Genomic DNA, 24521 nt, shown 5'->3' with positions numbered 1-24521 from the left:
AAGTATTGTAGGAGATAACATTAAATAGGCTAAATAACTTTATTTAGCCTAAATTAACATCTGTATTTAGAATAACCCTTTGTCTCGTAAAATATGAAGATCTTTTTTGCGACGAGTAAAACCCGTGCGATCAAAATACTCTAAAATTTGCACTGCTAATTTACGCCCAACGGATAATTCATCACGGAAATCCGCTGCGGTAACACTGCCATTGCTTTCATTATATTTCACAATGATAGATGCAAATTTTTCTATTGTTTGGTGTGTATAGTAGCGATCGGCAATAATCGGAATAATTAAACCTAATTGCGCTGCTTTACGTAATAATGAGCGGATCACCTTCTCATCATTTTTCATTTCATTGGCTAGATCACGTACCCACCAAGGTTCAGATTGCTCAAAGTAGACTTTGGCATTTTGCCATAACGCATCTTGTTCTGGGGAAAAAGCAAGACCATGAGTTGGGAGATGAAGCCAACCACGACTTTGACTAATAGCACCTTCTTTACGTAATTGATCTATTAAGTGATAGACCAATTCATCATGATAAGTCGGTAGTGACATCCGTTTTAAACGAGAACGACCCACACCCATTTGATCATTATGTTGTTGATGATATTCCGCAAGGGTATCGAGTAATTTCTGTTTTGCATTATCAGCATTTTCTTTAGAAAGAATAACACCTGCAACATTGACTAAATCAAAGGTTTCTAATAATTGAGTTAGCGCACTTTCAGTTAATTGCTGAGCCCAAGCAAACTGATTTAGAGAAAGTTCACCTTTTGGTAAACATAACGCTAAATTGGCACTAACGCTGTTTGCACTATCAAGTTGGTGTAACCAAGTTAAGAACTCAGCTTGTCGTTTACCTCTACGTGGTGAGTGCAAATGTAAGACTTTCGCAGCAGCTAAAGTGCGTTGAGCACTGATATCGCGCAAGATAAGTCTGTCGTTATCCACCAGCCAAAGGGGGTCATCAAGAATAAGCTCAGCTAACTGTGATGTTTCATTAGCATCATTTAAAAGAGCAACACGACCTGTAATATGGCGTGTACCATGGTGAATATGTACAGGCTGCCAATGCTTTAAAGGTTCATCTCCAATTAAACTGACTAATATTTTATGAGATTGATAGTTAGGTACTTGAGAAAGCAACCAGTCACCACGAGAGACGTTTTCTTTACTGACATCTCCTGTGATATTAATTGCAATACGATGACCTGCACCCGCACTCTCTACGGGCTGATTTTGTGCATGTAAAGCTCTTATTCTTACGGGTTTATCTGCACCAGTTAGCCAAAAGGTATCACCAACAGAGATTTGTCCCGCAAGTGCGGTACCTGTGACAACTAATCCTGCCCCTTTAATGCTAAAAACACGGTCTATTGCTAAACGAAAACGCTTATGCCATTGAGGGTGTTGTTGCTCTTGCTGATGCAACTCAACAAGGTAGTCACGAAGCGCTGGAATACCTTCACCAGAAGGGGCTGAGGTGACAAAAATATCAGGTTGTTGCCAGCCTAAATTGGCTAATACATCAATTGTTTGTGAACGAACTTCTTCAATTCGCTCAGGTGTAACGCGATCTGCTTTGGTGAGAATAATGGTAACTTGAGGACAGCCAGCAAGACGTAAAATAGAAATATGTTCGATGGTTTGTGCCATAACGCCATCGTCACAAGCCACAATTAATAGTGCATGAGAGATCCCACCGACACCCGCGAGCATATTTGAAAGGAATTTTTCATGGCCGGGAACATCCACAAAACCAATTGAGGTTCCATCATCTTGACGCCAATAGGCATAACCTAAATCAATGGTCATGCCTCGTTTTTTCTCTTCAGGTAAATGGGTAGTGTCTACTCCAGTAATGGCCTGTATAAGAGTGGTTTTTCCGTGGTCTACGTGACCAGCTGTCGCAAAAATCATAGTAAAAGTGCCTGTATTAATGCATTTTCATCCTCAAGACAGCGCAGATCAAGCCACAGGCGACCATCAGTAATTCGACCAATAATCGGCTTTTCTAAATTACGCCAATGCGCAGCTAGCGCATCTAACTGGCTACCTTTTCCATCTTTGGCTTCAAAGGTAAGTGCTACGCTCGGTAAACTTTCAATAGGTAACGAACCACTGCCTATTTGAGAAGCACATGAGGATATCGTGATATGGTAGTTATCCCCATAATATGCCTGAAAATGAGGCAATAACCGTTGCGCCATATCATTAATTTCTGTTTGTGTCCGAGTTAACAAACGTAATGTCGGGATCTCAACAGCCATTTTTTCAGGTTGCTGATAAAGGCATAATGTGGCGCCTAAAGCAGCTAATGTCATTTTATCAACACGTAATGCACGCTTTAAAGGATGGCGCTGAATAGCCTCAATCCACACTTTTTTACCAAGGATTATTCCTGCTTGTGGACCACCTAATAGTTTATCACCAGAGAAGGTGACAAGGTCGATGCCTTGTTGCAGATAATCTTGTGGCATTGGCTCTGAAGGTAAACCTAAGGCAGCTAAATTAGTCATTGAGCCACTGCCTAAATCGATAGCGGTTGGTAAGTTCATCTCTTTACCAAGCGCAGCAAGTTCATCACCATGTACTTCAGCTGTAAAGCCTTGAATACAATAGTTGCTAGTATGAACTTTCATTAGCAAACCTGTATTTTCATTAATGGCGTTACGATAATCTTTAAGATGGGTTCGGTTTGTTGTACCGACTTCTTTGAGTGTACATCCTGCTTGTGTCATTACATCAGGGATACGAAAAGCACCACCTATCTCAACTAATTCACCTCGAGAAACAACAACCTCTTTATTTGGAGCCACTGTTGCAAGCATCAGTAAAACAGCCGCTGCGTTGTTATTTACGATACAGGCATCTTCTGCTCCTGTTAATTCACATAACAAGTCAGCGATAGCGCGATCACGGTGTCCTCTTGAAGCACCATCAAGAGAATACTCTAAGGTTGCTGGTGAACGCATAACTTGGCTAACGGCTTCGATGGCGGATTCTGCCATTAATGCACGCCCTAGATTGGTGTGTAAAACGGTACCTGTTAAATTGAAAACAGGTTTAATCGAAGATTTTCGTTGTAATGTAATGCGATTTTTTAATTCATCAGCCCAATGGTTGTGCCATTGTGGTAACTCGTTTTCTTGGCGAATAATGATACGCGCTTCTTCTTGTAACTTTCGTAAATGCTCTGCAATAAATGTCTGACCATAAGAAGTTACAAGGGCTTGAATGTCTGCTTGGTGCAGTAACTTATCAATAGATGGCAGTTGGCTATAAAGTGAGCGCGTATCATTTGTCATGCTAATACCTAATTATTATTCATTTGGGAACAGGAATGGATTAATGCTACTACGAGCAAAGCCTTCTTCTTCCATTTTTGCATCAAGAACAATAGACGCTAAATCATCAGCGACAGCATCCACATTGGCATCTTTTTCTTGATATAAAATTTTCAGATAGCTTCCACAATCACCACAGCTTTCTGCTTTCACAGGGGCATTTTCACTATCTAAAGACCAGTAATTTAATTTGCCGGTTAATTCACAGTTAGTGCACTTAATGCGTACGACATGCCACTGTGTTTCACATAAATTACAGTGTAAATAGCGTAAACCTTGTGTTGTGCCGATTTGTACCATGCTTGCCACTGGCATACTGTTACAAACTGGGCAGAATTGACGATTTTCACCGTATTCTGTTTTAGCTTTGCCTGGAATATTTGCTGCTAATTGTGCCCAGTAAAGAGACAGTGCTGCCCAAATAAAGACAGATTTATCTGCTGAGACTTTTGAATATTCATCATTGAGTAATGCTGTTGCCATCTCTTCTAATTCAGTTTCAGAAGCTTTAGAGAGGTTTTCTAAAGTGATAGTGGCACTTTCAGGCACAACTGGACGTAATTCAGCAATAATCGAGGCTAATAAAGCATGCCAATGTTTACTGCGTTTAAATGTTTTTCTATCTAAAGGCGCTACGCCAACTTGTTGTGCAAGGAGTGGGGCAAGATCAATGACAAGCGGATTGTCATGAAGTGCTTTTTCTTGAGCCTTGACAATTTCTGCTGCAAATTCAAGGTAGTCTGCGAAAGGATTATCTTTTGCTAGTGTTTGAAAACGTTCAGCACGACGTTGATAAAGGTTTTTCAGATTAGGGAATAATACGGGTGGAATAAAACTGATCCCTTTTTCTGATTGCTCTTTACCTAATTGCTCTTTAGGAACGATGCGAATACTCATAACGTTCTATCTTCCTATTATCATAAATTTTATAGTGAATACCCACAGGGTTTGGCTTCAGAATAAATCAAATACAGATACGAAGCCATGACAGTGGGTAATAATAGCGTGATTTTATTGTTTTTTACGCCTTAAAATCAGACGTAAATTGAATAAAAAACGGAGGCTTACAAGCCTCCGTTTGTTCAGAAATACGCTTTAGGGCATTATTTCTCTGACTGTTTTTCGGCTTCTTTTTTCTCTTCTTCGAGAATTTCACGATACCAACGAGGGTGGTGCTTTTTAGCCCAACCACGAGTTACCCAGCCTTCAATCATGCTACGAATTGAACCTTTCACCCAGAATGCCGCATAAGCGTGAACAAATACGGTGATTATCAGTAAGATTGCTGATAATGAGTGAACTAATAAGGCAATTCGGATCACTGGGATCGAGAAATACTCTGCGAAATAAGGACGCCAAATAATAACACCACTGACTGTTAGTAAGATCAGGCTGATACTTAATGTCCAGTAAATGCCTTTCTGACCTAAGTTGTAGTGGCCAATATCGCCAGCTTCTTCATTTTGCAGTACTTTATGAATGTTTTTAGCCCAGACTAAGTCATCTTTATCAATAAAGTTGTGCTTCAGATATCTGAAGAACATAAAGAGAAAGAGGAACGCCATCACGCTACCCACGAATGGGTGTAACAAACGCGACAGTTCTGGTGTACCTAAAATATTCATGAACCAGTTCAGAGATGGGAAGAAGAAACCCAATCCGCTGATAGCAGTAAACAGAAATACAATCACTACTAACCAATGGTTAATACGCTCAGAAGCGGTGTGGCGAAGAATTTTATCGCCTTTCTTCTTCATCATTTCTGCTCCTCCTTATTCACAGAGGTCTGTGTTTTAGAAGATGCTTCCATCTCTTTGAGCGCTTCTTCTTCATCTTCTTCAGTTGTACGGTTTGGACCGACACCTAAATAGTGGAAAATTGCACCCGCGAAGGTTGCGGCAAAACCAACGGCAGCCAATGGTTTCCAAATACCTTTCCAGAATTTAACGGTAGAGCTAATTTCTGGGTTTTCTGGTAAACCGTGGTACAGATTTGGTTTGTCAGCATGATGGAGAACATACATCACGTGTGTACCACCCACACCTTGTGGATCGTAAAGACCAGCGTTGTCGTAACCACGAGTTTGCAGTTCAGAAACACGCTCATTAGCAAGATTGATCATGGCTTCTTTCGAACCAAAATGAATCGCGCCGGTTGGGCAAGTTTTCACACATGCAGGCTCTTGACCGACTTCGACACGGTCAACACATAACGTACATTTGTAAGCACGGTTATCTTCTTCATTAATGCGAGGCACATCGAAAGGACAACCTGCAATACAATAACCACAACCAATACAATGTTCTGATTGGAAATCAACAATACCATTAGCGTATTGAATGATTGCACCTTCTGCTGGACAGGCTTTTAAACAGCCTGGATCAGCACAGTGCATACAACCATCTTTACGAATTAACCACTCCAGTTTGCCGTTCTCTTCAACTTCAGAGAAACGCATCACTGTCCATGATTTCGCGGTTAGGTCAGTTGGGTTATCGTAAACACCGACGTTAGTACCAATTTTATCGCGAATATCGTTCCATTCAGAACAAGCAACCTGACAGGCTTTACAGCCGATACAGGTTGTTACGTCGATAAGTTTTGCCACTTCTTCCTTGTAATCCCGCACCTGAGGCGCGGGAGTAAGGGAATTGGTAGCAGAGCGACGAATAATGTCTTGGGATTGCAGTGACATAATTTATCTCCTTACACCTTTTCCACATTAACAAGGAACGCTTTAAACTCAGGCGTTTGTGTATTCGCATCACCAACGAATGGCGTTAATGTATTCGCAATAAAGCCTTTCACTGCAACACCTTCAAAGCCCCAGTGAATAGGAATACCAATGGTATCCACTTTGCGTCCATCAACATCAAGGGTTCTAATACGTTTAGTGACTACCGCTTTCGCTTTGATATAACCACGTTTTGAGCTGACTTTAACGGTATCGCCTTGAACAATGCCTTTTTCTGCGGCTAAACGCTCACCAATTTCAATAAATTGTTGAGGCTGAATAATCGCATTTAAGCGCGCGTGTTTAGTCCAGAAGTGGAAATGTTCTGTCAGACGATAAGTCGTACCGACATATGGGAAATCTTCTGCTTTACCCATATCTTTCCAGTCATCTTTAAAGATACGCGCTGCTGGGTTTGAAACCACATTTGGATGCAGTGGGTTAGTACCCAATGGTGTTTCAATTGGCTCATAGTGTTCAGGGAATGGGCCTTCTGCCATCTTATCGATAGCAAACAGACGTCCCATACCTTCCGGCTGCATAATAAATGGACCAACATCAGAACCCGGTGCAGCGTTGCTATAGTCAGGTACATCAATACCTGTCCATTTGCTGCCATCCCATTCGATTAATTTACGTTTAGGATCCCATGGTTGACCTTGTGGATCTGCCGATGCGCGGTTATAAATAATGCGACGGTTAAGAGGCCATGCCCATGCCCAACCTAATGTATTACCCAATCCTGATGGATCTGAGTTATCACGGTTGGCCATTTGGTTACCTTTCTCTGTCCAGCTACCAGCGAAGATCCAACAGCCACTTGCTGTTGTACCATCATCACGTAACTGAGCGAACGAGCTAAGCAGTTGACCTTTTTTCAGAATGATATTGCCATCAGCATCTTTTAAATCTACTAATGCTCTACCATTACTTTCTTGAGCCACTTCTGCCGATGTTGGATTATCAGGATCAAAGTAATCCCAAGTCATATTCAACACTTGCTCTGGCATCGCGCCGCCTTCTTCTTTATAGAGTTGGCGTAAACGATGGAAAATACCTGATAAAATCTCAGCATCAGGGATAGCAATACCTGGGGCATCACCACCTTTCCAGTGCCACTGTAACCAGCGACCAGAGTTAACGATAGAACCGTCTTCCTCTGCGAAACAGGTTGTTGGTAGACGGAAGACTTCTGTCTGGATATCTGCTGTTTTAACGTCGTTCTCTTCACCGTGGTTCTGCCAGAAACACGAAGTTTCAGTGTTTAGCGGGTCCATTGTGATAAGGAATTTCAGTTTTGATAATGAACGAACAACTTTGTTCTTATTCGGGAACGATGCAACTGGGTTAAAGCCTTGGCAGATATAGCCGTTGACTTCACCTTTATCCATCATGTCGAAATATTGTAGAACGTCGTAAGGTTTGTCCCACTTAGGTAACAGTGAGAAGCCCCAATCATTATCACGTTGAGCATTATCGCCATAGAATGTCTTCATCATACTGACGAAGAATTTAGGATAATTGCCCCAGTAGTTAACTTGTCCCGGTACTGTCGCTTTTGGCGTATTCGCAGCTAAGTAGGTTTCTAATGAAGTCTGCTTTTCAGAAGGCAGAGTCATATAGCCTGGTAAGCTTTGAGATAATAGACCGAGGTCAGTTAAGCCTTGAATATTGGAGTGACCACGTAGTGCGTTAACACCGCCACCAGCCATACCCATATTACCTAACAGTAATTGGATCATTGCCATGGTACGAATGTTTTGGGCACCAACGGTATGTTGAGTCCAGCCTAATGCGTACAGGAAAGAAGCTGTTTTATCTTTCGCCGCTGTTTCAGCAATATATTCACAGACTTTTAAGAAATCGTCTTTTGGTGTACCACAAATCTGAGTAACTACATCAGGCGTATAACGGCTAACGTGTTGTTTTAACAGATTCCAGACACAACGAGGATGTTGTAATGTGGTATCGCGTTTTGCGAAACCATTTTCATCCATCTCGTAGTTCCAAGTGGTTTTATCGTATTTACGTTTTTCTGCATCATATCCGCTGAATAAACCATCATCAAAATGATAGTCTTCACGGACAATCAAGCTAGCATTGGTATAAGCCTCAACGTATTCTTTTTGATATTTCTTATTTTCGAGCAGATATAAGATAACGCCCGATAAGAACGTAATATCAGTACCAGAACGGATAGGCGTATAGAAATCCGCAACAGCCGCAGTACGGGTGAAGCGAGGATCAATAACAATGAGCTTGGCGTTATTATGGATTTTAGCTTCCATCGCCCAGCGGAATCCCACAGGGTGTGCTTCTGCCGCATTACCGCCCATAACGACGATAAGGTTGGCATTTTTCATATCAACCCAGTGGTTGGTCATCGCACCGCGACCAAATGTTGGAGCAAGACTTGCTACCGTTGGTCCGTGTCAGACACGCGCTTGGTTATCGACAGCTAGCATCCCAAGAGCTCTTGAGAATTTCTGAGTTAAAAACCCAGTTTCATTGCTTGCTGCTGAGGCGCAAAGCATACCGGTTGTTAACCAACGGTTGACTTCTACACCTTCTTTATTGAATTTTTGGAAGTTGGCATCGCGGTCTTTTTTGATTAAGCGCGCAATACGATCGAATGTTTCTTCCCATGAGAGTTTTACCCATTTATCCGAGCCGGGTGCACGGTATTCAGGGTGTTTTAAACGACCTTCACTATGGATGAAATCCACAAGACCAGCACCTTTAGGGCATAATGCACCACGGTTTACTGGATGGTCTGAGTCACCTTCAATATGGAATATCGTTTCTTTTGCGTTTTTCGCGCCATCGCCCAGACTATACATTAATAGTCCACAACCGACAGAACAGTACGTACAGGTATTGCGGGTTTCGCGGGCTCTCAGTAATTTATACTGACGTGAACCTGCTAGCGCAACTGCTGGTGCAAAACCAAGCGCCGCCGCTGTAGTACCTGCCATACCGCCAGCACAGATCTTAAAGAATTGCCTTCTGCTGACCTGCATGGGGTCTCTCCTCATCATACATTGCTTTTACTGACTCTGATTTTCTTCACGAAAATGGAGCTGATTGTTTTTTTATTCCTATTATCCTTAATAGGATCAGGTTCATTGCCTGATAGGTAGTGTAAAATCGTTTTACCCGTATTGTTATTATGTATTAATAAATTTAGGAATTCATCTTATGGATGAAACAAAATCGACAAAATTGTTAACTAAACGTGTAATCGTTGGCGTAGATCAAACAATTGTGCAACACAAAGGATCGCTTAACAGACAAGAAGACGATTATATTGCACTCGAAGTTCCTGTTGCATTAGTGTACAACGGAATTTCTCACGTTGTTATGATGGCTAGCCCTAAAAATTTAGAGTTGTTTGCTGTCGGATTTTCTTTATCCGAAGGCATTATAGAGTCTTCTAATGAAATTCGCAGTATCGAAATTGTGGAAAGTTGTAACGGAGGCATTGAAGTTCAAGTTGAATTATCAAGCCGACGTTTTATGGGATTAAAAGAGCGTCGCCGCAATATGACTGGCCGTACTGGCTGTGGTATTTGTGGAACTGAACAACTGGAAGAGATTTTTCGACCGATTACGCCGTTACCTTTTACACAAACGTTTTCACTTTCAAACCTTGATAAAGCTTTAGAGCAGATGACAACTGTTCAAGAAATCGGTGAATTAACCGGCTGTACTCATGCGGCTGTTTGGTTATCACCAGAAGGTGAAATGCAAGGGGGATGTGAAGATGTGGGTCGTCATGTCGCACTTGATAAGCTGTTAGGTATGAAAGCACAAGAAAAATGGAAAGAAGGTGCGGTATTAGTCTCTAGTCGTGCCAGTTATGAAATGGTGCAAAAAGCCGCTATGTGTGGTGCAGAAATTTTATTCGCTGTTTCTGCGGCAACCTCTTTAGCTGTTGAAGTGGCTAATAAATATAATGTTACACTGGTGGGTTTTTGCCGTCGCGGAAGAGCAACGGTGTTTACTCATCCACAACGACTGACTGACTAATTAATATCGTGGAACATCCAAAGATTGGGTTCAAGATAAGTACCAGATTGGCGTTGAGTATCAATACTAACCGGTGCAAGCCCCATAGGAATGGCATAATCACCACTCATTGGAAATTGTAGCGAAGTCCATTGCTCCCATGTTTCTTTCGTGGCTTCGATTTTCATAGACTGTGGGGCTATTTTGATAATCGTTGCACCTAATCGCCAATGTGTACGTATCCAAGGATCAAAAGGTTCATTATTATTATTCTGCCACTGGCAATATTCTTCAAAAGAGTGCAGTGGATAGCGGTGTTTTAATGTGGGTCGAACGGGAACCACAACACCTAGATAGCCTTGTTTTTTTGCGTAGGCTTTTAAGGCATTAATTAAATGCTGAGGAATACCTTGGCCACGATAACGGCTATCAACGGTTACGGATAATGCTGAAATAAGTTGGCATGGGAGCTGTTTTTCATCAGCTTGCATACCTAATTCAAATACACAATCCCAGCCATTATCAGGAAGAGCATCAAAACTATTATGTTCCCAAGGTAAAGCGACAGCGTTTATTACACCAACGACTTCTTCTTGATCGTTTTCTTTTAATACTGCGAGAAATTGATAATAAGAAAAAGGAGGTGCATATAAGCGATCCCAATAGCTTTCATTAATCGATGTTCCCATCATAAAAGCTGGCCAATGAGCAGCTATCATTTTTTCTGCTTTTTCGAGTAAATCAGTACGAGACTGAAAATGTGTAATTACGATATTCTTCATAGTTAATTAACTTATTAATAAACGTAGCCAGCCGATTATGGCCACAATGCACCTAATTTATAATCCCACTCTTTAGGTTTGATGGGGATACGTCCTGCATTTGGAGTAAAGGTCATTTCGCTGAAGATCAGCCTATTTTCAGACATTAAAAAATCAACTCGGCAATAATTAAAGTCACTTGCCATTTTAGTGGCTAATTGCAACATATTTTCAAATTGAGCTGGTTTTTCAACATATTCTGGAGTGTTGGGATCTTCTAATGTTATAGGTTGTAACTGCCAATTTGTATCATACACATTAATGTACTCATTCCCTTTGGTGTCAGAAATATCAATTTCAGCATAATGAGGTTGGCCATTAAAACAGTGAAGACGACAAGTTGTTGGTATCATTGGTTTTTTTGTATCAAATAAATCAATATATTCTTCGCAGAGAATTTGTGCCTTGATATTTTTATAATGCCATTCGCGCGTGACAGGATAGAGATTACGTTTTAAATGAAACTGAAGCTTTTTCTTTGCTTTTTCAAAATCAAAAGTGGCTTTATCAAGGCAGATGATTGTACTACCACTGTCATGATTACATTTGAGTACAAAACGTGAAGGAAGTTGAGTAATATCGATTTCATCAGGATGAGAATAGGTGTTAATAATTGGAACAAGATAGTGTGGGCCAATCTTTTCTATCACATAATCTCTGACTTTGATTTTATCAGCTAAGCGCGTATAAATTGGATTTCTATCGAATAGCATACGAGCATTAATTTTTTCATTAAGTGATGTCGGTATTTTAAAGTTAGGCTGATAACCTAAGTTACGTATAAACTTATTCTTTAAGTACACACGATCAGGTAATGCGATAGTGCGAAACTGTTTGAAATAATATTCTATGATTTTCATAAGCTAATGATTATTTTAAATAGATAAGTGAAATAAAAACTAACTTTTCTTTGAATTAAACTTCTATATAAAGAAATAATTAAATTAAATAGAAATTAAGAGAATAATGTCAGTTATTGATATTCTTATATTGTTTATTTATGTAAACTTAGAAAGTATTAACGTAGGTTAATATTCAAAGTACTTATTTTAATAAAAGAAAAAATGACGACATTAAGAGAGAGTTAACAAAAATGAATATTAATTAAGAGTATATTAATTTGATGACCATTTAGTTATATGAATTGGTTTATCCCAATTATTAAAGCGTAATCCTTTGCCGGTTCTATTTCCGTGAGCATCTAATATCTCATAATACTCTTCAACGATTTGGCTACGGCCACGTTGCCATTCATTGGTTGTTGCAAAAGGATCTATCAAATAGATATCGCCAACAACGGTATATAGTTCACCTAAATAGCGAATTTTTTTCGTACTACTATTTGAATAGTGAGAAAACATAATTTGGTAGGTTTTGTAGTGTTCTGGTTGACCATAAGGGCCGTATTTCATTGCAATATAACGAATGCCTTGAGGAGGAGTTGAATGGCTTGCACCACCCGGAACGGGCATATCTGGTGTGATATTAAAAAGTGTATATCGAGAACTTGCCGTTGGCTGTCTTAATGCTTGCCGATAGTTTTGTGTATCTAATCCAGAAACTGGCCATGTTCTATCCACTAAGCCATCTCCTGCCAAACAGGAAACAGATAATCCTAACAATGAAAGAATTATAAATAGGGACTTGGCTGACATAAATACTCCTTTATTGCCATTATGATGCCAAAAAATAAGGTAATTGTTCCGTGAAACAGAGGTGTATAACCCTGTTATTTCTTGCTGTTATCTAATTTCATTCCAAAAGGTTATCAAAAATAGAGAATAAGTGATTATCTTTTAAGCAATAAATACGTTTTTATATTGATAGAGATATCAGGCTTAATAGGTGAAACGTATGAATACATCTAAAACATTACGCGTTGCTACAGTGCAGTTTCAGCATAAAGCAAACGACAAAGCTTATAATTTAGCGAAAATCCATCAATTCATAGATAGTGCAGCCAGTCAGCAGGTGAATGTATTAGTGCTTCCTGAAATGTGTATTACTGGATATTGGCATGTTCCTCAATTGCCAGAACATGCAGTCTATGCATTAAGCGAGCGTGTTTCTGATAGTGAGTCTTTAGCGTTAATCAAACAAAAAGCGATAGCGCATCAAATGGCGATAGGTGTCGGGCTTATTGAGCAAGCAGAAGACAATACACTCTATAATACATGGGTTGTTTGTATGCCTGATGGCTCTTTACATAAGCATCGGAAATTACATGCTTTCGAACATCCAATCATCAAAAGTGGTGAGCAATACACTGTCTTTGAAACCCCTTGGGGCGTTAAAATGGGAGTGTTAATTTGCTGGGATAATAACTTGGTTGAAAATGCAAGGGCTAATGCATTATTAGGTGCTGATATTTTACTCGCGCCTCATCAAACAGGTGGAACAAATTCACGTAGTCCACATAGTATGAAGCCGATCCCTATGACACTTTGGGAAAATCGACATCAAGACCCCACATCATTACAAGAAGCATTTCAAGGAGAGCATGGAAGAGGTTGGTTAATGCGTTGGTTACCAGCAAGAGCCCATGATAACGGCATGTTTGTGTTATTTAGTAATGGTGTAGGCCGTGATGAGGAAGAAATTCGCACAGGTAATGCGATGATCATTGACCCTTATGGACGAGTAATAAAAGAGAGCAAAGCAATTGATGATGATATGGTGATTGCAGATCTTGATCTTACATTATTAGAAAACTCAACAGGAAGACGCTGGCTAACAGGGCGAAGACCTGAACTTTATTCGATATTAACGACAAGATTAGGAAATGAACAAGATCCTATTTCAGTTCGATTTGGTAAAGAGTAATTCAATAAAAAAACAGCTTTCATTTTGTTGGCTGTTTTTGTTTTGGTTAAAGAATAATCTCAATTTAATTTATTTGTTTTACTTATTAATGTATTGCTGTTGGTTATTAATTTTATTTATTTATTCTATGTTAGAATAATAAAAGGAAAAATAAGATAGGATCAATAATTAATCATGGATACCCGTTTATTGAATGCATTTGTTGTTTTAGCTGAAACAGAACATTTTGGTGAAGCTTCATCAAGGCTTTTTATTAGCCAACCCGCACTCACTAAACAGATAAAAACATTAGAATCTCAGTTGGGTGTCACTCTTTTTCAGCGTGGGCGTCACGGCGCAAAATTAACCCCTGAAGGACAGTATTTACTGAGTCAATCTCAGTCAGTCTTAAGAGAAGCCCGTATTCTAGAAAAACAAGCTCGCCAATTAAGTGCACCTCAAAAAGTAGAGCTGTATGCAGGATTTGGTCTGTCCTCATTAAATTTTATTACACCATTATTGGCAAAATTTAATCGTGTTCACCCTGATATTACTGTTCACATTGATGATATGCCTTCTAACACAATGGAAGACAAATTACTTTTGGGTGAGCTTGATCTGGCATTTTCACGTTTACCAGTTACAGAGCCACTAAAAAGTATTTCATTAGTGCAAGAGCGATTAATGTTAGCAATCCCCACGCAAACTATTATGGTGCTAGAGGCTGATGATGATCCACTCTACTACTTTAATACGCTTGGGCTTATTCAGTTGTCTCCTGAAAAAGGAAAAAAACTGTATCAACAAATCCATGATTTTCTGAAATATCATCAAATCAAACCTCGTGTATTACAACAATCACAAGATATTCAAACGCAGTTAGCATTAGTTGCGGCAGGATTAGGTATGGCATTGGTGCCTAAAAATGCAGAACTTATTTGTGACAAACAAAAAGTCACTTTATTGCCACTATCTGGCTTGTATACACAATGGGAAATAGGTGTTATTTGGAATAATAATATTCAGAATAAAGATCGTGATATCTTTATAAAAATAATTTCTGAGGAAATAAATAAAATATAGTGAATGAAAAAGATTTTTAATTTGAGTAATGATTATATTTATAATATATAATTTATAATAAAGCTAAAATACCTAATAAATATTAATTAGTCTTAAAATGAATAAAGATAAATAATTGCGAGACTGTTCACAGAAATAAACATGAAATATTTATTGGTTTTTTATGTGTTTAAATAAAAAATCAAAGTAAATCATTTAATTAATTTAATTTTCATAACATAAATAGGGTTAATTAAAATCTCTCTAATTAAAATGTGTTATTTACAATAAAAGAGATTTATTTAATATTACCTACGAACAACACAGCAAACTTTATATTCGTAAGTGAAGCTGGAACGATAGATAAAATATCAATATTTCTGTAAGTGGCTACTTGTTATTTCTATTTATAATAAGTAGCCACACCCTTCAATGAATAATAAGGAAGTTATTATGAATAAACGTAATAAATTAGTCTGCGCATTATTTATATTAATGGGCTCTCATACTGTACATGCTGAAATTCACTCTAATCAAAGTGGCCCTTTAACAACGATGGAAGTGGGAGCAAGTGATGCAGTTAATCGAGGTCCTCATCAATCAGCTGGAGGAGAACCGGGTGTTGGTATTAGCACAGTAGGAGGCGGGAAAAAAATTGGTTTTGCTTCGTTAACATCAGCAAGGATGAGTGGTGGAGCGGATAGTAATGGGATTTATACAGTCCAATCCAATCATCAACATAGTGATATGGGTGTTTTCCATTTTGCCAAAATTACTGATGCTAATGTCTATTTTGGTGACTGGGCAAAAACAACATCAACGACAGATGCGACACACCAAACCTATTATATCGGTAAAGATGTTACAACCACATTACCAACAGATAGCGCTACTTATACGGTAACGGGTATTAGTCAATATAGCGGCAGTAACTTACTTTCAGGTACGTTTGATGTTGATTTTTCACAGAAGAAAATCGAAGGTTCGCTGACTAATAGTCAACGTACGGTTGATTTAGCAGGAGGAAATCTTTATACCGCAAATAATGAAGTGACGTTTTCTGCAGATGCAAATGAAGGGTCAACATCAGGGGTTGTTGAAGGCGCTTTCTTTGGTGAAAGTGCTGAAGGATTAGCAGGTATTGTGGTGTTTAGTTCAGACCATAAAAAAGATATTGGTTTTGGTGGTATGAAAAATAGCAGTGACAGTGAATAAATGACAGCAGGCATGAATGCTTCTTGATTTTTTCAAAAATAATATTATAGCTTTATTTGATAAAACAATCGGTTAATTCTTTAAAAGTGGTATTAGTGGTCATTACGCTAAATGTTAGCAACAGATAATCTGGTATAGGGTTATCTGTTTTTTTTTATCTAAATTAAGCCGATTTAAAGGAATTGTTCTTTTGTTTTTATAAGGATATACCATGAATTATTATCGACCTTTAATAAGAGGATTATTGGCTTTATTGCTTATTTTATTTTCATTTAATGGGAGTGCAAAAGAGAGCCGTGACAAGCCATTTTATTATCTTGAAACAACGAATACAGCTGAAATTGGTCAGCAACTTTATCACTATTTGCAACAACAACAGTGGCAAAAAGCAGAAAGATTATTGCTTTATTATCAACAACAATCTCAACATGAAGTATTACTTGTTAATTATGCAAAGGCGTTATTGGCACAAAACAGAGGTGATTTTTTAAACGCTGAATTTTATTATCGGCAACAACTTAAGCAAAAAGCCGATTTTATCCCAGCCCAAACCGGGCTAATTCAACTTTATTTTCATTTACGAGAATATAAAAAAGCACAGCAACAACTTAATCAACTGAGCAATATTGTTGATTTATCTAAAGATATTATCCAGTCTATTGAGTTTTATAAGGTTAAGTTAGCCTCTTATTTTCAAGGCCAACGTTTCTATCAACTTGGCTTTTTTTATGACGATAATATTAATCATGCACCTTACTTATCTGAAAAAATTGTCTCTCAATCCACTCAAGGGAAAACGACGCTAAGAGGTGCAAAACCTATTGCATCTACAGGAATTACCCATTATTTTTCTTTTTATCAACCTGTTATTATTTATTCTCACCATGCTTTTTCTTCTTATACTTATGCTCGATATATAGATTATCTCTCTCACCGTCACGCCAATTTTTTTGCATTATATACACAACTGGGTTATCGCTATCAAAAACCTCAATATCAGTGGTCAATAACACCTTATTACGAAATAAAATCATCACGGGAACAATATGAATATCAAGCATGGGGAAATGAAACACAGCTTTCCTATTTTATTAATAAAAAGCAAACTATTAATTTAATCTTTAATTATAAAATAAAGAAATATCAAAAATCGTTAAATAATTTAAATAGTAAGCGATTTAGTTATAGTGCTTACCATAACTATTATTTTAATAATAAAATACACTTAGTTAATCAATTAAATTATCAGTTAGCTCGTAAAAAAAACACTTTATTAAATTATCATCTGTATGGTATAAAAACTGGCGTTTATTATCCATTGCCAGCTAATTGGCATATCTCTCTTTTTTTACAGTATCAATTTAAATGTTTTAATAACTATAATTCTTTATTAAAAAAGAGAAGAAAAGACAATGGTTTTATTTTTACAACCAATATTAAAAGTAAATCGCCTTTTGTTTTAGGGTTTTATCCCACAATTGAATTACGTTATACCCGAAGATTAAGCAATGTGGATTGGTTATATCAATATCAGCAACATGAAGTGTTATTTAAATTAGAAAAACAATTTTAATTAAATAAGTGACTTCCTTTATTAATTGAATAGGTAAAACAATGCATGTAATGCTTTTTAAAAAGCGAAAAATTGTTTCAATCTTCGTTTCTCTATCGCTATTTTCACCTTGCTTTTATCTGCAAGCCAAAGAAGATAAAACCGATCTTGGTCATATTCAAATTTCTGATAATAAAGAAAAAGATAAACAAGGTTATTCACAAGTATATGAAAAAGATGTTTCTAATGTTTATTTAGGAAAAGAGCTATTAGAGCGTTATCAAGGTGTTTCTCCCGCTGATTTACTAAAAAGCGCCATTGGTGTTTATAGTGGTGAGGCGCGTAATGGGGGGGCGCTTGATCCTAATATTCGAGGTATTCAAGGACAAGGCCGAATACCTGTGACTGTCGATGGGACAGAGCAGGCAATTACCGTTTATCGAGGTTATAGTGGTGCATCTAATCGTAACTATATTGATTCTAATCTGATTAGCAGTATCTATATTGAAAAAGGTCCCTCATTAACACCTGATATGAAAACAGGTATTGGTGGCGGTATTGCGATAAAAACCTTAGATATTCGAGATATTGTACCTATAGGTGATTCTTTTGGGATTAATTTTAAAGGAGATATTAGTAATAACTCCACACGATATAAAGAAGTCTATTTAGATATGCTCGGAGATTATCGCAATTATCCTTATTTCTATCATCATGGTTCAAGGGTCGTTGATCCTGCTTTAGAAATAACACCTCAAAAAAATAAAGATTGGAATTTTCATGACCATTCATTTCGACTTGGGGTTGGTTTTGAAGAAGAAAAATTTAATTTATTATTTGCTTATGCATTACGAGAAAAAGGAAATTATTTAGCAGGAAAAAGAAATACAAAAGCTTATCTCGAAACGGATGATATGAAGGCAATCCATTCTATTGATTATAAATTAAGGTTAACGCCTTATGTTCCTTTTATTGCCCATATTTATCGTCCTGGTAATGAAGTCCCTAATACCTCCAGTCGTAATCGTTCCTTTTTAGTAAAAGGAACATTATTCCCCGAATCAACACACCGTTTTTCGATTAACTATCGATACACAGACTTACTGTTTGGCGATATTATGCCTCTGAGATTAGAGTGGGCTCGTTACGAAAAAAATGTCGTGACTCAATGGCCACTAGCAACGATTAATCAACAGGCGGGAATATTAACTTATCAGTGGAAACCAGAAGATAAGCAAGCGGATTTTCTGTTACGTTTATGGGGTAATTTAACTTCAGGGCATACGAATACTCGTGGTGGTGAACCCAGAGTATCAATGGAGATTGATTATGAAGAACGGTATTTATCTAAATGGGATGCAAAAGTAGATACCCATTTTATTGATACAGCTTCTCTTTATCAAAAAAATAACCGCTATGGTGTGGATTTATCTTCTATATTTAAATTATCACCTCAATTTTCTATTTCATTTTCCAGTAATTATCAGTTTGAAAAATTAGACAGTGATGAATTGGAAGTACCTACAGGGCTTGATTTTGTTACCGCCGGGCGAGCAGGGCAGCGTCATGAAATTAATTTAGCCCTTTCCACAGATTGGAAGCCACTTTCTTGGTTAGCCATTACTGCGGGTGGGAAATACCATTATTATCATTTAACAGATACTTTTTTAAATAATAAGCGAAGGAATAACGTAAAAGGTTATGAGAAAACTCCCTCTATTAGAGGATATATAGTAAGTTATAAAAGAACATTGACACAGGAAGAGTGTTATTTAGTTGGCACTCTATGTGGAATTACGGAACAACAGTTACCAGAAAAATATAAAAGAGTAATAAGAGATCCTGAACTTAGAGAAAAAAGAAGGATAGTACAAGCGTATAAATTAACTCATCCAGAGTATGAAAAACTACCTGATAATATAAAAAAAGAAATTAATCGTAAAATAAAAATCTCAAAACAAATGCATTTTGAAAATAGAACATATCTCCGTGATGAGAATGGAAATGTTGTTTTCAACTCTACTACTATGAGACCAATGAAAACAGAGTTATTATATTGGGGTTTTGATGAATATGGAGAGTTATTAAAAAGCAATAATATTTTGTTAAACGGTTATATTAATATTAATGAAAAAGTACCTGATCCAATTACAGGTGAATTAGTTAATAAGTATGAAATGGGCGTTTCTAATCCGATACCTATTTATCTTGATGATAAAGATAAATTTGCACCAGAGCCCAGCTATCATCATGGTGCATTTTCACCCTTAGTGTCTGCGACGATATATGCCAACGATATATTGCGTTTTTATGGACGTTATACTGAGCAGCTACGGTTACCTAGTTTATTTGAAGACACCAGTGGTTTTTCTGGGTCAAAAGCGCGTTATTACGGTTTTAAATTAAAACCCGAACGTGCAAAAAGTACTGAGTTAGGTGTTGTGTTTGATTTGACAGATTGGCTCAATGTGGAGCGCCATGCCGATATTAAAATTAATTATTTTCGTACCAATATTGAAAATGTGTTTGATAGAGATGCGAATTGGCAAATTAGGCAATTTGAAAAGCAAATATTAGAGGGTTAGAGGTTCAAGCTCGCTTTGATAATGGCTTTATTTTTATGGATACAGCTTTAGTTTATAGCCATAAAAATAAAGTATGTGATAAAAATGCCTTTAGTAACTACGATCCTTCAGGGTTATTAGGTGTTAAACAATGTATGACGGGGGGTTATCCCGGTGGTTTTTTACGTACTTCTATCCAACCTAAATATTCGGTTAATTTACATTTAGGGACTCGTTGGTTAGATAATAAATTAGAAGTTGGAAGTCGTTGGCTTTATTCATCAGAAGTGGAAAATAAAGATGAAAAATGGCTAAAAGAAAAATTACCACGAGAAATGTATGGCAGAAATAACAACCCAATGCGTTGGGCAAAAGTCTTTACCGTTGATGCTTATATTAACTATCAGTATAGCCCTAATTTATCTTTTGAAATAACAGGCAGTAATTTATTAAACGAATACTACATTGATCCTTTAACGCGATCAGGTATGCCTGCGCCGGGAAGAACATTCCGATTAGGTGTGACTGCACAATTTTAACTAAAAGAGAGTAAGGAGCTTTTATTTATGTTGGCACTTTCTGTCAGGCATCCGTTTAATATTTATTATTGGCTGATTGGCATATCGTTAGTTTATATCGCTATATTAAGTTGGGTGTTGCGTTCACTTTCTATGACAGAAAGTGCACACCATATTCATCAGCGACAAGAAAATACATTATCCGTTTACCAAGTGGTATTTTCACCGCCTCAACAATCTACAGTGGTACCCGAGCCTATTGAAGAAATTGGATCTCAGGATACGGCTATTATTTTACCGAGCGCTCAACAAGGCGAATTTGTTGAAGTACAAAAAAAGCCTCCTGAAAAAATAAAAGAAAAACCCATACCTCTAAAACCAAAACAAATTACACCCGTAAAAAAACAGGTGGTGCAAGAAAAAGTAGAGCCGACAGAACAACGTGATTTAGAAAGCCAAATAGCGCAAACGACATCAGATGCATCGGCAGAAAGTTTAACGCAATATACGGCAAGCTCGTTAGCAGGAAGAAGTCATGCATTAAGCGAGAAAGGGATAGGGCAAGGCGAATCTGATAATCACTACCTTAGCTCACTGCGTCGAGAAATAGAGCGTCATAAACGTTACCCATCACAAGCACGTCGTATGCAACATGAAGGTCAGGTGGTGGTGACTTTTTCACTCACATCTGAAGGTGCGATTTCAAGGGTTGAGATAGAAAGTACTTCTGGTATTTCTTCTCTTGATAATGCGGCTATTGCTGCGGTTAAACGCGTAAAACCCATAGGTCCTAAACCCGAAAACTTATTGAACCCTTTGATTGTTTCATTAGATTTCGAATTAAATTGAGGTTTGTCTAAAACACCTAAGTTTACATCGTACTTAGGTGTTTTTTAGGAACAATTATTAGAACATAACAGTAATATCTGCTAATACCGTATTCGGTTTAGAAAAGTGTAAATAGAAATAAAGATTTGATTCATTCTCATGAGTAAATGAACAATCTAATTCAAGCTGATAGGTACGAAAATAGGCTTTATTATTTGTGATAGGGTGATTAAGTAACGGTTTTATATTATAAATAATATTGTCTTGGTTAAGCATAAGAGAAAACTCGTTTGAGGCAATCAATGAACCATTAATCGCGTTACCCGTTCTTATAAATACTGATAATTGTTGTTCGCTTTCAGCTGCACACTGTAATAATATTTTTATCTTCTGGGCGGAGTTGGCTTTACCTATGGGTTCTTCTGAAGGTAAGCAGAAATAAGCATCTTGATTTAATAAAATACAGTTTTTACCTACCAGCATATCGCTATAACCAGATTGGGCGTTACTTAACTTTGTATCAAACCCATGATTTAAATCTAACTCATAGCTTTTTTGCGGTACAGGTAAATGGTTTTCAATTTCTAATAAAAGAGATGCATAGCCATCATAAAAACGAAATATTGGTGCTGACTCTGTTAGCCAAGCACCAGAATCATCATGGCATTGTTTACCATTATGTCGGCTTAAATAAAGGTTTACACCATTAAAACAGTAACCTGGAATATTGAGATAGGATTTGTTCTCTCTGTTACCTTGTCCAAGAGTAAAGCTATTATTATTTACATCATCAAGCACCATATAATGTAAAGCGCCCCAAGGTGTATCAGAAATATAGCGAACAGAAGGTAAAATTTGAGAGGGCGATAAATAGGCTTTATTACTATCAGGTGTGAAGAATGTTTTTGTTTTTACGACATCTTGATTATCACCCGTCACACCATAACAGCCTTCATATTGAAAACTATCAGCTACTTTTTCAACGCTGAAATAGTTGTGTTTAATGCGAATAATGGCATCAATATGGGAATACGTTTCGATACTTTGCAACATTGATGTTCGGTATAATATGTCTTTTCCTATATCAAAATAAGCGTTGTAATAACTGATTTTGGGATCATGACTATAGTCGTTTCCATATAACTCTAAGCTATTCCAGCGAGAAAATGGAGTATTTAACTCAATGGCAAAACTGCGTTTTACCCAAGCCTGATAAAAAGAGAGGCCGGAGGTATAGATACCAGATAAAAAAGTATTACTTTTATTGTAATCATCTTTAAATATCCCAGAGGTTTGCTGATAAATTGCAGTATGAATTTCACGATTAAACTTATCTATACTTTCTCTTAATGTTCTTAGATTACTTTTAAAGTAATTATCACTTAATCCTAGGCTATCTTTATTGGTTAGAATATCGCAGTGTGCTGCAACAAAAAGTGCGCAACAGTGACAGTAAAAAGGGAGTCCTGCTGATTGTGCTAAATTTAAAACCAGCGGTTGTTGAGAAACAACCGTCGTAATAACATCATCGAAACGGTTTAGTACTTGTTCTTGTAAGTCTTTTTTTTGTTGCTCAGAATAATTCGCGTTATGATCAAGATAACGGGAGAGAGTATCAGAAAATAGTTGGTAAACATCAGAAATTCCTTCCGTAGTTAACTTGATAATTTTGACATTATTGTCAGTAATTTTTGCATCAATAATATGAGAGACATGTTCAATAATCTGCTCAGCGAGTGATCTATCTTTCATATTTTTATTCATCATATTAAAGAGCGCTGCAGTGACTTTGGATAATACACCACCAACAATAGGTACTAAGCCAATAATATGTCCAATAACTGTTTGCCCGACAATAATGGGGGCATTGAGTGGATCTTGTTCATTAAATTTATCTACAATTGTAGGCAATACATTACTGTTACGATTAATCATGTCTAACATACCATCTTGTAATTCTTGATAATCGATACAATGTAATGGCTGTGTAGCGGGTAATGATGACGGACTCATGGCGATTTTTAATGGGTTTAAATTCATAACTGAGATTCCTTGTTTGCACTAATTCCAATGCTCGATTAACTTGGGTTGTCCTGATAATCCGTTATAAACCGCAATAGAAAATTGAGAGCCCCGGATGCCGACAGCTAAGTAATCACCTTTAAATAAAGCGCCACTGTTATAAACAGGAATATCACCAAAGATCTCACTTTTCCCATAGAGATTATCCTGCCCAACATAATGGGTATGACCAACAAATACAGCTTTTACACCATAATGCTCAAGCATGTATTTAAAGAATGAGAGTTCCTCTTGTGAAGAGTTTTCAGGAAAGTGTTGGTTACCATCATGAAAGTTTAACACGATGGTTTTATTACGATTTCGTGCTTGAATTAAATCTTTTTCTAACCAATCAATTGAATCGGTGACTGTAATTGTGGATGCGGCCCAGTGATCAAGTACAACATGATAGGTAGGATAGTTTTGTAATTGTACAAAATGAATATCACCATAGTCCCAAGAATAAGCTTTACTGCCGGAATATTCGCTACTATCAGCTTTAAAGTTTTCAGATGTTGCATAATGTTGATATTCTTCAATACGGTAGTGCATATCAAATACCATGCCACGAGCACAGGCATTCATACTGTAATCAGAATTACCCGGCTCAGCGCAATCACCAACATTATTTTGATAGTCATGGTTACCAAGGCCGACATAGGTGTTAAATCCTAATGGGGATGGGGCAAAAAGAGAACGAAAACTTTCTCGTTGGTAACGACGACCAAATTCGGTTAAATCACCATTGATAATGCCAAAAGCAAATGATTTTTCATGGTGTAATAATTTGATGCTATCTCTGACTTTTCTAACGGTAGACTCCCAACGATCTTGGTCATTATTGGGGTCGTTATTATCTAGATCTAGTCGCCAAGGTTGAGGGTCAGACATGACGATAATGTTGTAATCTGTCGATTTTGGGGATGTCATTTCTATATTCCTTTTTACTGAAGTTGAGAACCTCCTTTTTGACTCAATAGATAAATAACTACAATTTCAA

19 protein-coding genes are annotated in these 24521 nt (G+C 37.5%); 8 read left to right on the top strand and 11 right to left on the bottom strand.

Annotated elements, in window-relative coordinates:
- Positions 1 to 66: 66 nt before the first annotated feature.
- The 6 genes from selB to fdnG form a co-directional block, all read right to left on the bottom strand.
- A complete protein-coding gene (gene selB, locus GWJ01_RS03150) occupies positions 67 to 1929 on the bottom strand; it encodes a selenocysteine-specific translation elongation factor (protein WP_109394477.1) in 1863 nt (620 codons plus the stop codon).
- Entirely contained in the window at positions 1926 to 3317 is a 1392-nt protein-coding gene (selA, locus tag GWJ01_RS03145; protein ID WP_109394475.1) for an L-seryl-tRNA(Sec) selenium transferase, read from the bottom strand. Before selA ends, selB begins: the two co-directional genes overlap by 4 nt.
- A gap of 15 nt (positions 3318 to 3332) precedes the next feature.
- Positions 3333 to 4253, bottom strand: a complete 921-nt coding sequence (fdhE, locus tag GWJ01_RS03140; RefSeq protein ID WP_075673731.1) for a formate dehydrogenase accessory protein FdhE — start codon at positions 4251 to 4253, stop codon at positions 3333 to 3335.
- A gap of 206 nt (positions 4254 to 4459) precedes the next feature.
- Positions 4460 to 5116 (bottom strand): formate dehydrogenase cytochrome b556 subunit, encoded by a 657-nt coding sequence (gene fdoI, locus GWJ01_RS03135; RefSeq protein ID WP_075673730.1) that lies wholly within the window; start codon positions 5114 to 5116, stop codon positions 4460 to 4462.
- The gene (gene fdxH / locus GWJ01_RS03130) at positions 5113 to 6051 is read right to left on the bottom strand and encodes a formate dehydrogenase subunit beta (RefSeq protein WP_161710693.1); all 939 of its coding nucleotides are present in this window, start codon (positions 6049 to 6051) and stop codon (positions 5113 to 5115) included. Before fdxH ends, fdoI begins: the two co-directional genes overlap by 4 nt.
- 11 nt (positions 6052 to 6062) lie before the next feature.
- Complete coding sequence (gene fdnG, locus GWJ01_RS03125) at positions 6063 to 9110, bottom strand: formate dehydrogenase-N subunit alpha (RefSeq protein WP_157957605.1); 3048 nt, start codon at positions 9108 to 9110, stop codon at positions 6063 to 6065.
- A 178-nt stretch (positions 9111 to 9288) separates the two neighbouring features.
- Between fdnG and fdhD the strand changes: the two genes are divergently transcribed.
- The gene (fdhD, locus tag GWJ01_RS03120; protein ID WP_109394471.1) at positions 9289 to 10119 is read left to right on the top strand and encodes a formate dehydrogenase accessory sulfurtransferase FdhD; all 831 of its coding nucleotides are present in this window, start codon (positions 9289 to 9291) and stop codon (positions 10117 to 10119) included.
- Here the strand turns inward: fdhD and GWJ01_RS03115 are convergent.
- The 3 genes from GWJ01_RS03115 to umoA all read right to left on the bottom strand — a co-directional run bounded on the left by GWJ01_RS03115 (position 10116) and on the right by umoA (position 12574).
- Positions 10116 to 10880 (bottom strand): GNAT family N-acetyltransferase, encoded by a 765-nt coding sequence (locus GWJ01_RS03115; RefSeq protein ID WP_109402183.1) that lies wholly within the window; start codon positions 10878 to 10880, stop codon positions 10116 to 10118. The two genes, fdhD and GWJ01_RS03115, sit on opposite strands and share 4 nt — an antisense overlap.
- A 35-nt stretch (positions 10881 to 10915) precedes the next feature.
- The gene (locus GWJ01_RS03110) at positions 10916 to 11779 is read right to left on the bottom strand and encodes an ATP-grasp fold amidoligase family protein (protein WP_109394467.1); all 864 of its coding nucleotides are present in this window, start codon (positions 11777 to 11779) and stop codon (positions 10916 to 10918) included.
- A gap of 255 nt (positions 11780 to 12034) precedes the next feature.
- Complete coding sequence (umoA, locus tag GWJ01_RS03105; RefSeq protein WP_161710692.1) at positions 12035 to 12574, bottom strand: UmoA family flagellar biogenesis regulator; 540 nt, start codon at positions 12572 to 12574, stop codon at positions 12035 to 12037.
- Between the two features lie 199 nt (positions 12575 to 12773).
- Between umoA and GWJ01_RS03100 the strand changes: the two genes are divergently transcribed.
- The 7 genes from GWJ01_RS03100 to GWJ01_RS03075 all read left to right on the top strand — a co-directional run bounded on the left by GWJ01_RS03100 (position 12774) and on the right by GWJ01_RS03075 (position 21481).
- Entirely contained in the window at positions 12774 to 13742 is a 969-nt protein-coding gene (locus tag GWJ01_RS03100; protein ID WP_109402181.1) for a nitrilase family protein, read from the top strand.
- Positions 13743 to 13916: 174 nt separating this feature from the next.
- Positions 13917 to 14804 (top strand): LysR family transcriptional regulator, encoded by an 888-nt coding sequence (locus GWJ01_RS03095; protein ID WP_109402180.1) that lies wholly within the window; start codon positions 13917 to 13919, stop codon positions 14802 to 14804.
- Between the two features lie 432 nt (positions 14805 to 15236).
- Positions 15237 to 15998, top strand: coding sequence for a Slam-dependent surface lipoprotein (locus tag GWJ01_RS03090; protein ID WP_157957604.1), 762 nt, complete (start codon positions 15237 to 15239; stop codon positions 15996 to 15998).
- A gap of 211 nt (positions 15999 to 16209) precedes the next feature.
- The gene (locus GWJ01_RS03085; protein ID WP_161710691.1) at positions 16210 to 17571 is read left to right on the top strand and encodes a porin family protein; all 1362 of its coding nucleotides are present in this window, start codon (positions 16210 to 16212) and stop codon (positions 17569 to 17571) included.
- 41 nt (positions 17572 to 17612) lie between these two features.
- Entirely contained in the window at positions 17613 to 20135 is a 2523-nt protein-coding gene (locus GWJ01_RS03080; RefSeq protein ID WP_272927636.1) for a TonB-dependent receptor domain-containing protein, read from the top strand.
- A 35-nt stretch (positions 20136 to 20170) separates the two neighbouring features.
- A complete protein-coding gene (locus tag GWJ01_RS18905) occupies positions 20171 to 20653 on the top strand; it encodes a TonB-dependent receptor (protein WP_272927635.1) in 483 nt (160 codons plus the stop codon).
- A 27-nt stretch (positions 20654 to 20680) separates the two neighbouring features.
- On the top strand, positions 20681 to 21481 hold the full coding sequence (locus GWJ01_RS03075) for an energy transducer TonB (RefSeq protein WP_109402177.1): 801 nt from the start codon (positions 20681 to 20683) through the stop codon (positions 21479 to 21481).
- A 57-nt stretch (positions 21482 to 21538) separates the two neighbouring features.
- On the opposite strand, the gene GWJ01_RS03070 is transcribed toward GWJ01_RS03075, so the two are convergent.
- Together GWJ01_RS03070 and GWJ01_RS03065 are read right to left on the bottom strand one after the other, a co-directional pair.
- Positions 21539 to 23500: an insecticidal delta-endotoxin Cry8Ea1 family protein gene (locus GWJ01_RS03070; RefSeq protein WP_109402176.1), complete on the bottom strand. Its 1962-nt coding sequence runs from the start codon at positions 23498 to 23500 to the stop codon at positions 21539 to 21541.
- A 21-nt stretch (positions 23501 to 23521) separates the two neighbouring features.
- Positions 23522 to 24451, bottom strand: a complete 930-nt coding sequence (locus GWJ01_RS03065) for a metallophosphoesterase (RefSeq protein WP_109402175.1) — start codon at positions 24449 to 24451, stop codon at positions 23522 to 23524.
- Between the last annotated feature and the right edge of the window lie 70 nt (positions 24452 to 24521).

Origin of the sequence: Proteus sp. G2618 (assembly GCF_009915995.1) — a bacterium.
Classification (GTDB): Bacteria; Pseudomonadota; Gammaproteobacteria; order Enterobacterales; family Enterobacteriaceae; genus Proteus; species Proteus terrae.
This window is presented reverse-complemented; position numbering and strand designations above follow the sequence as displayed.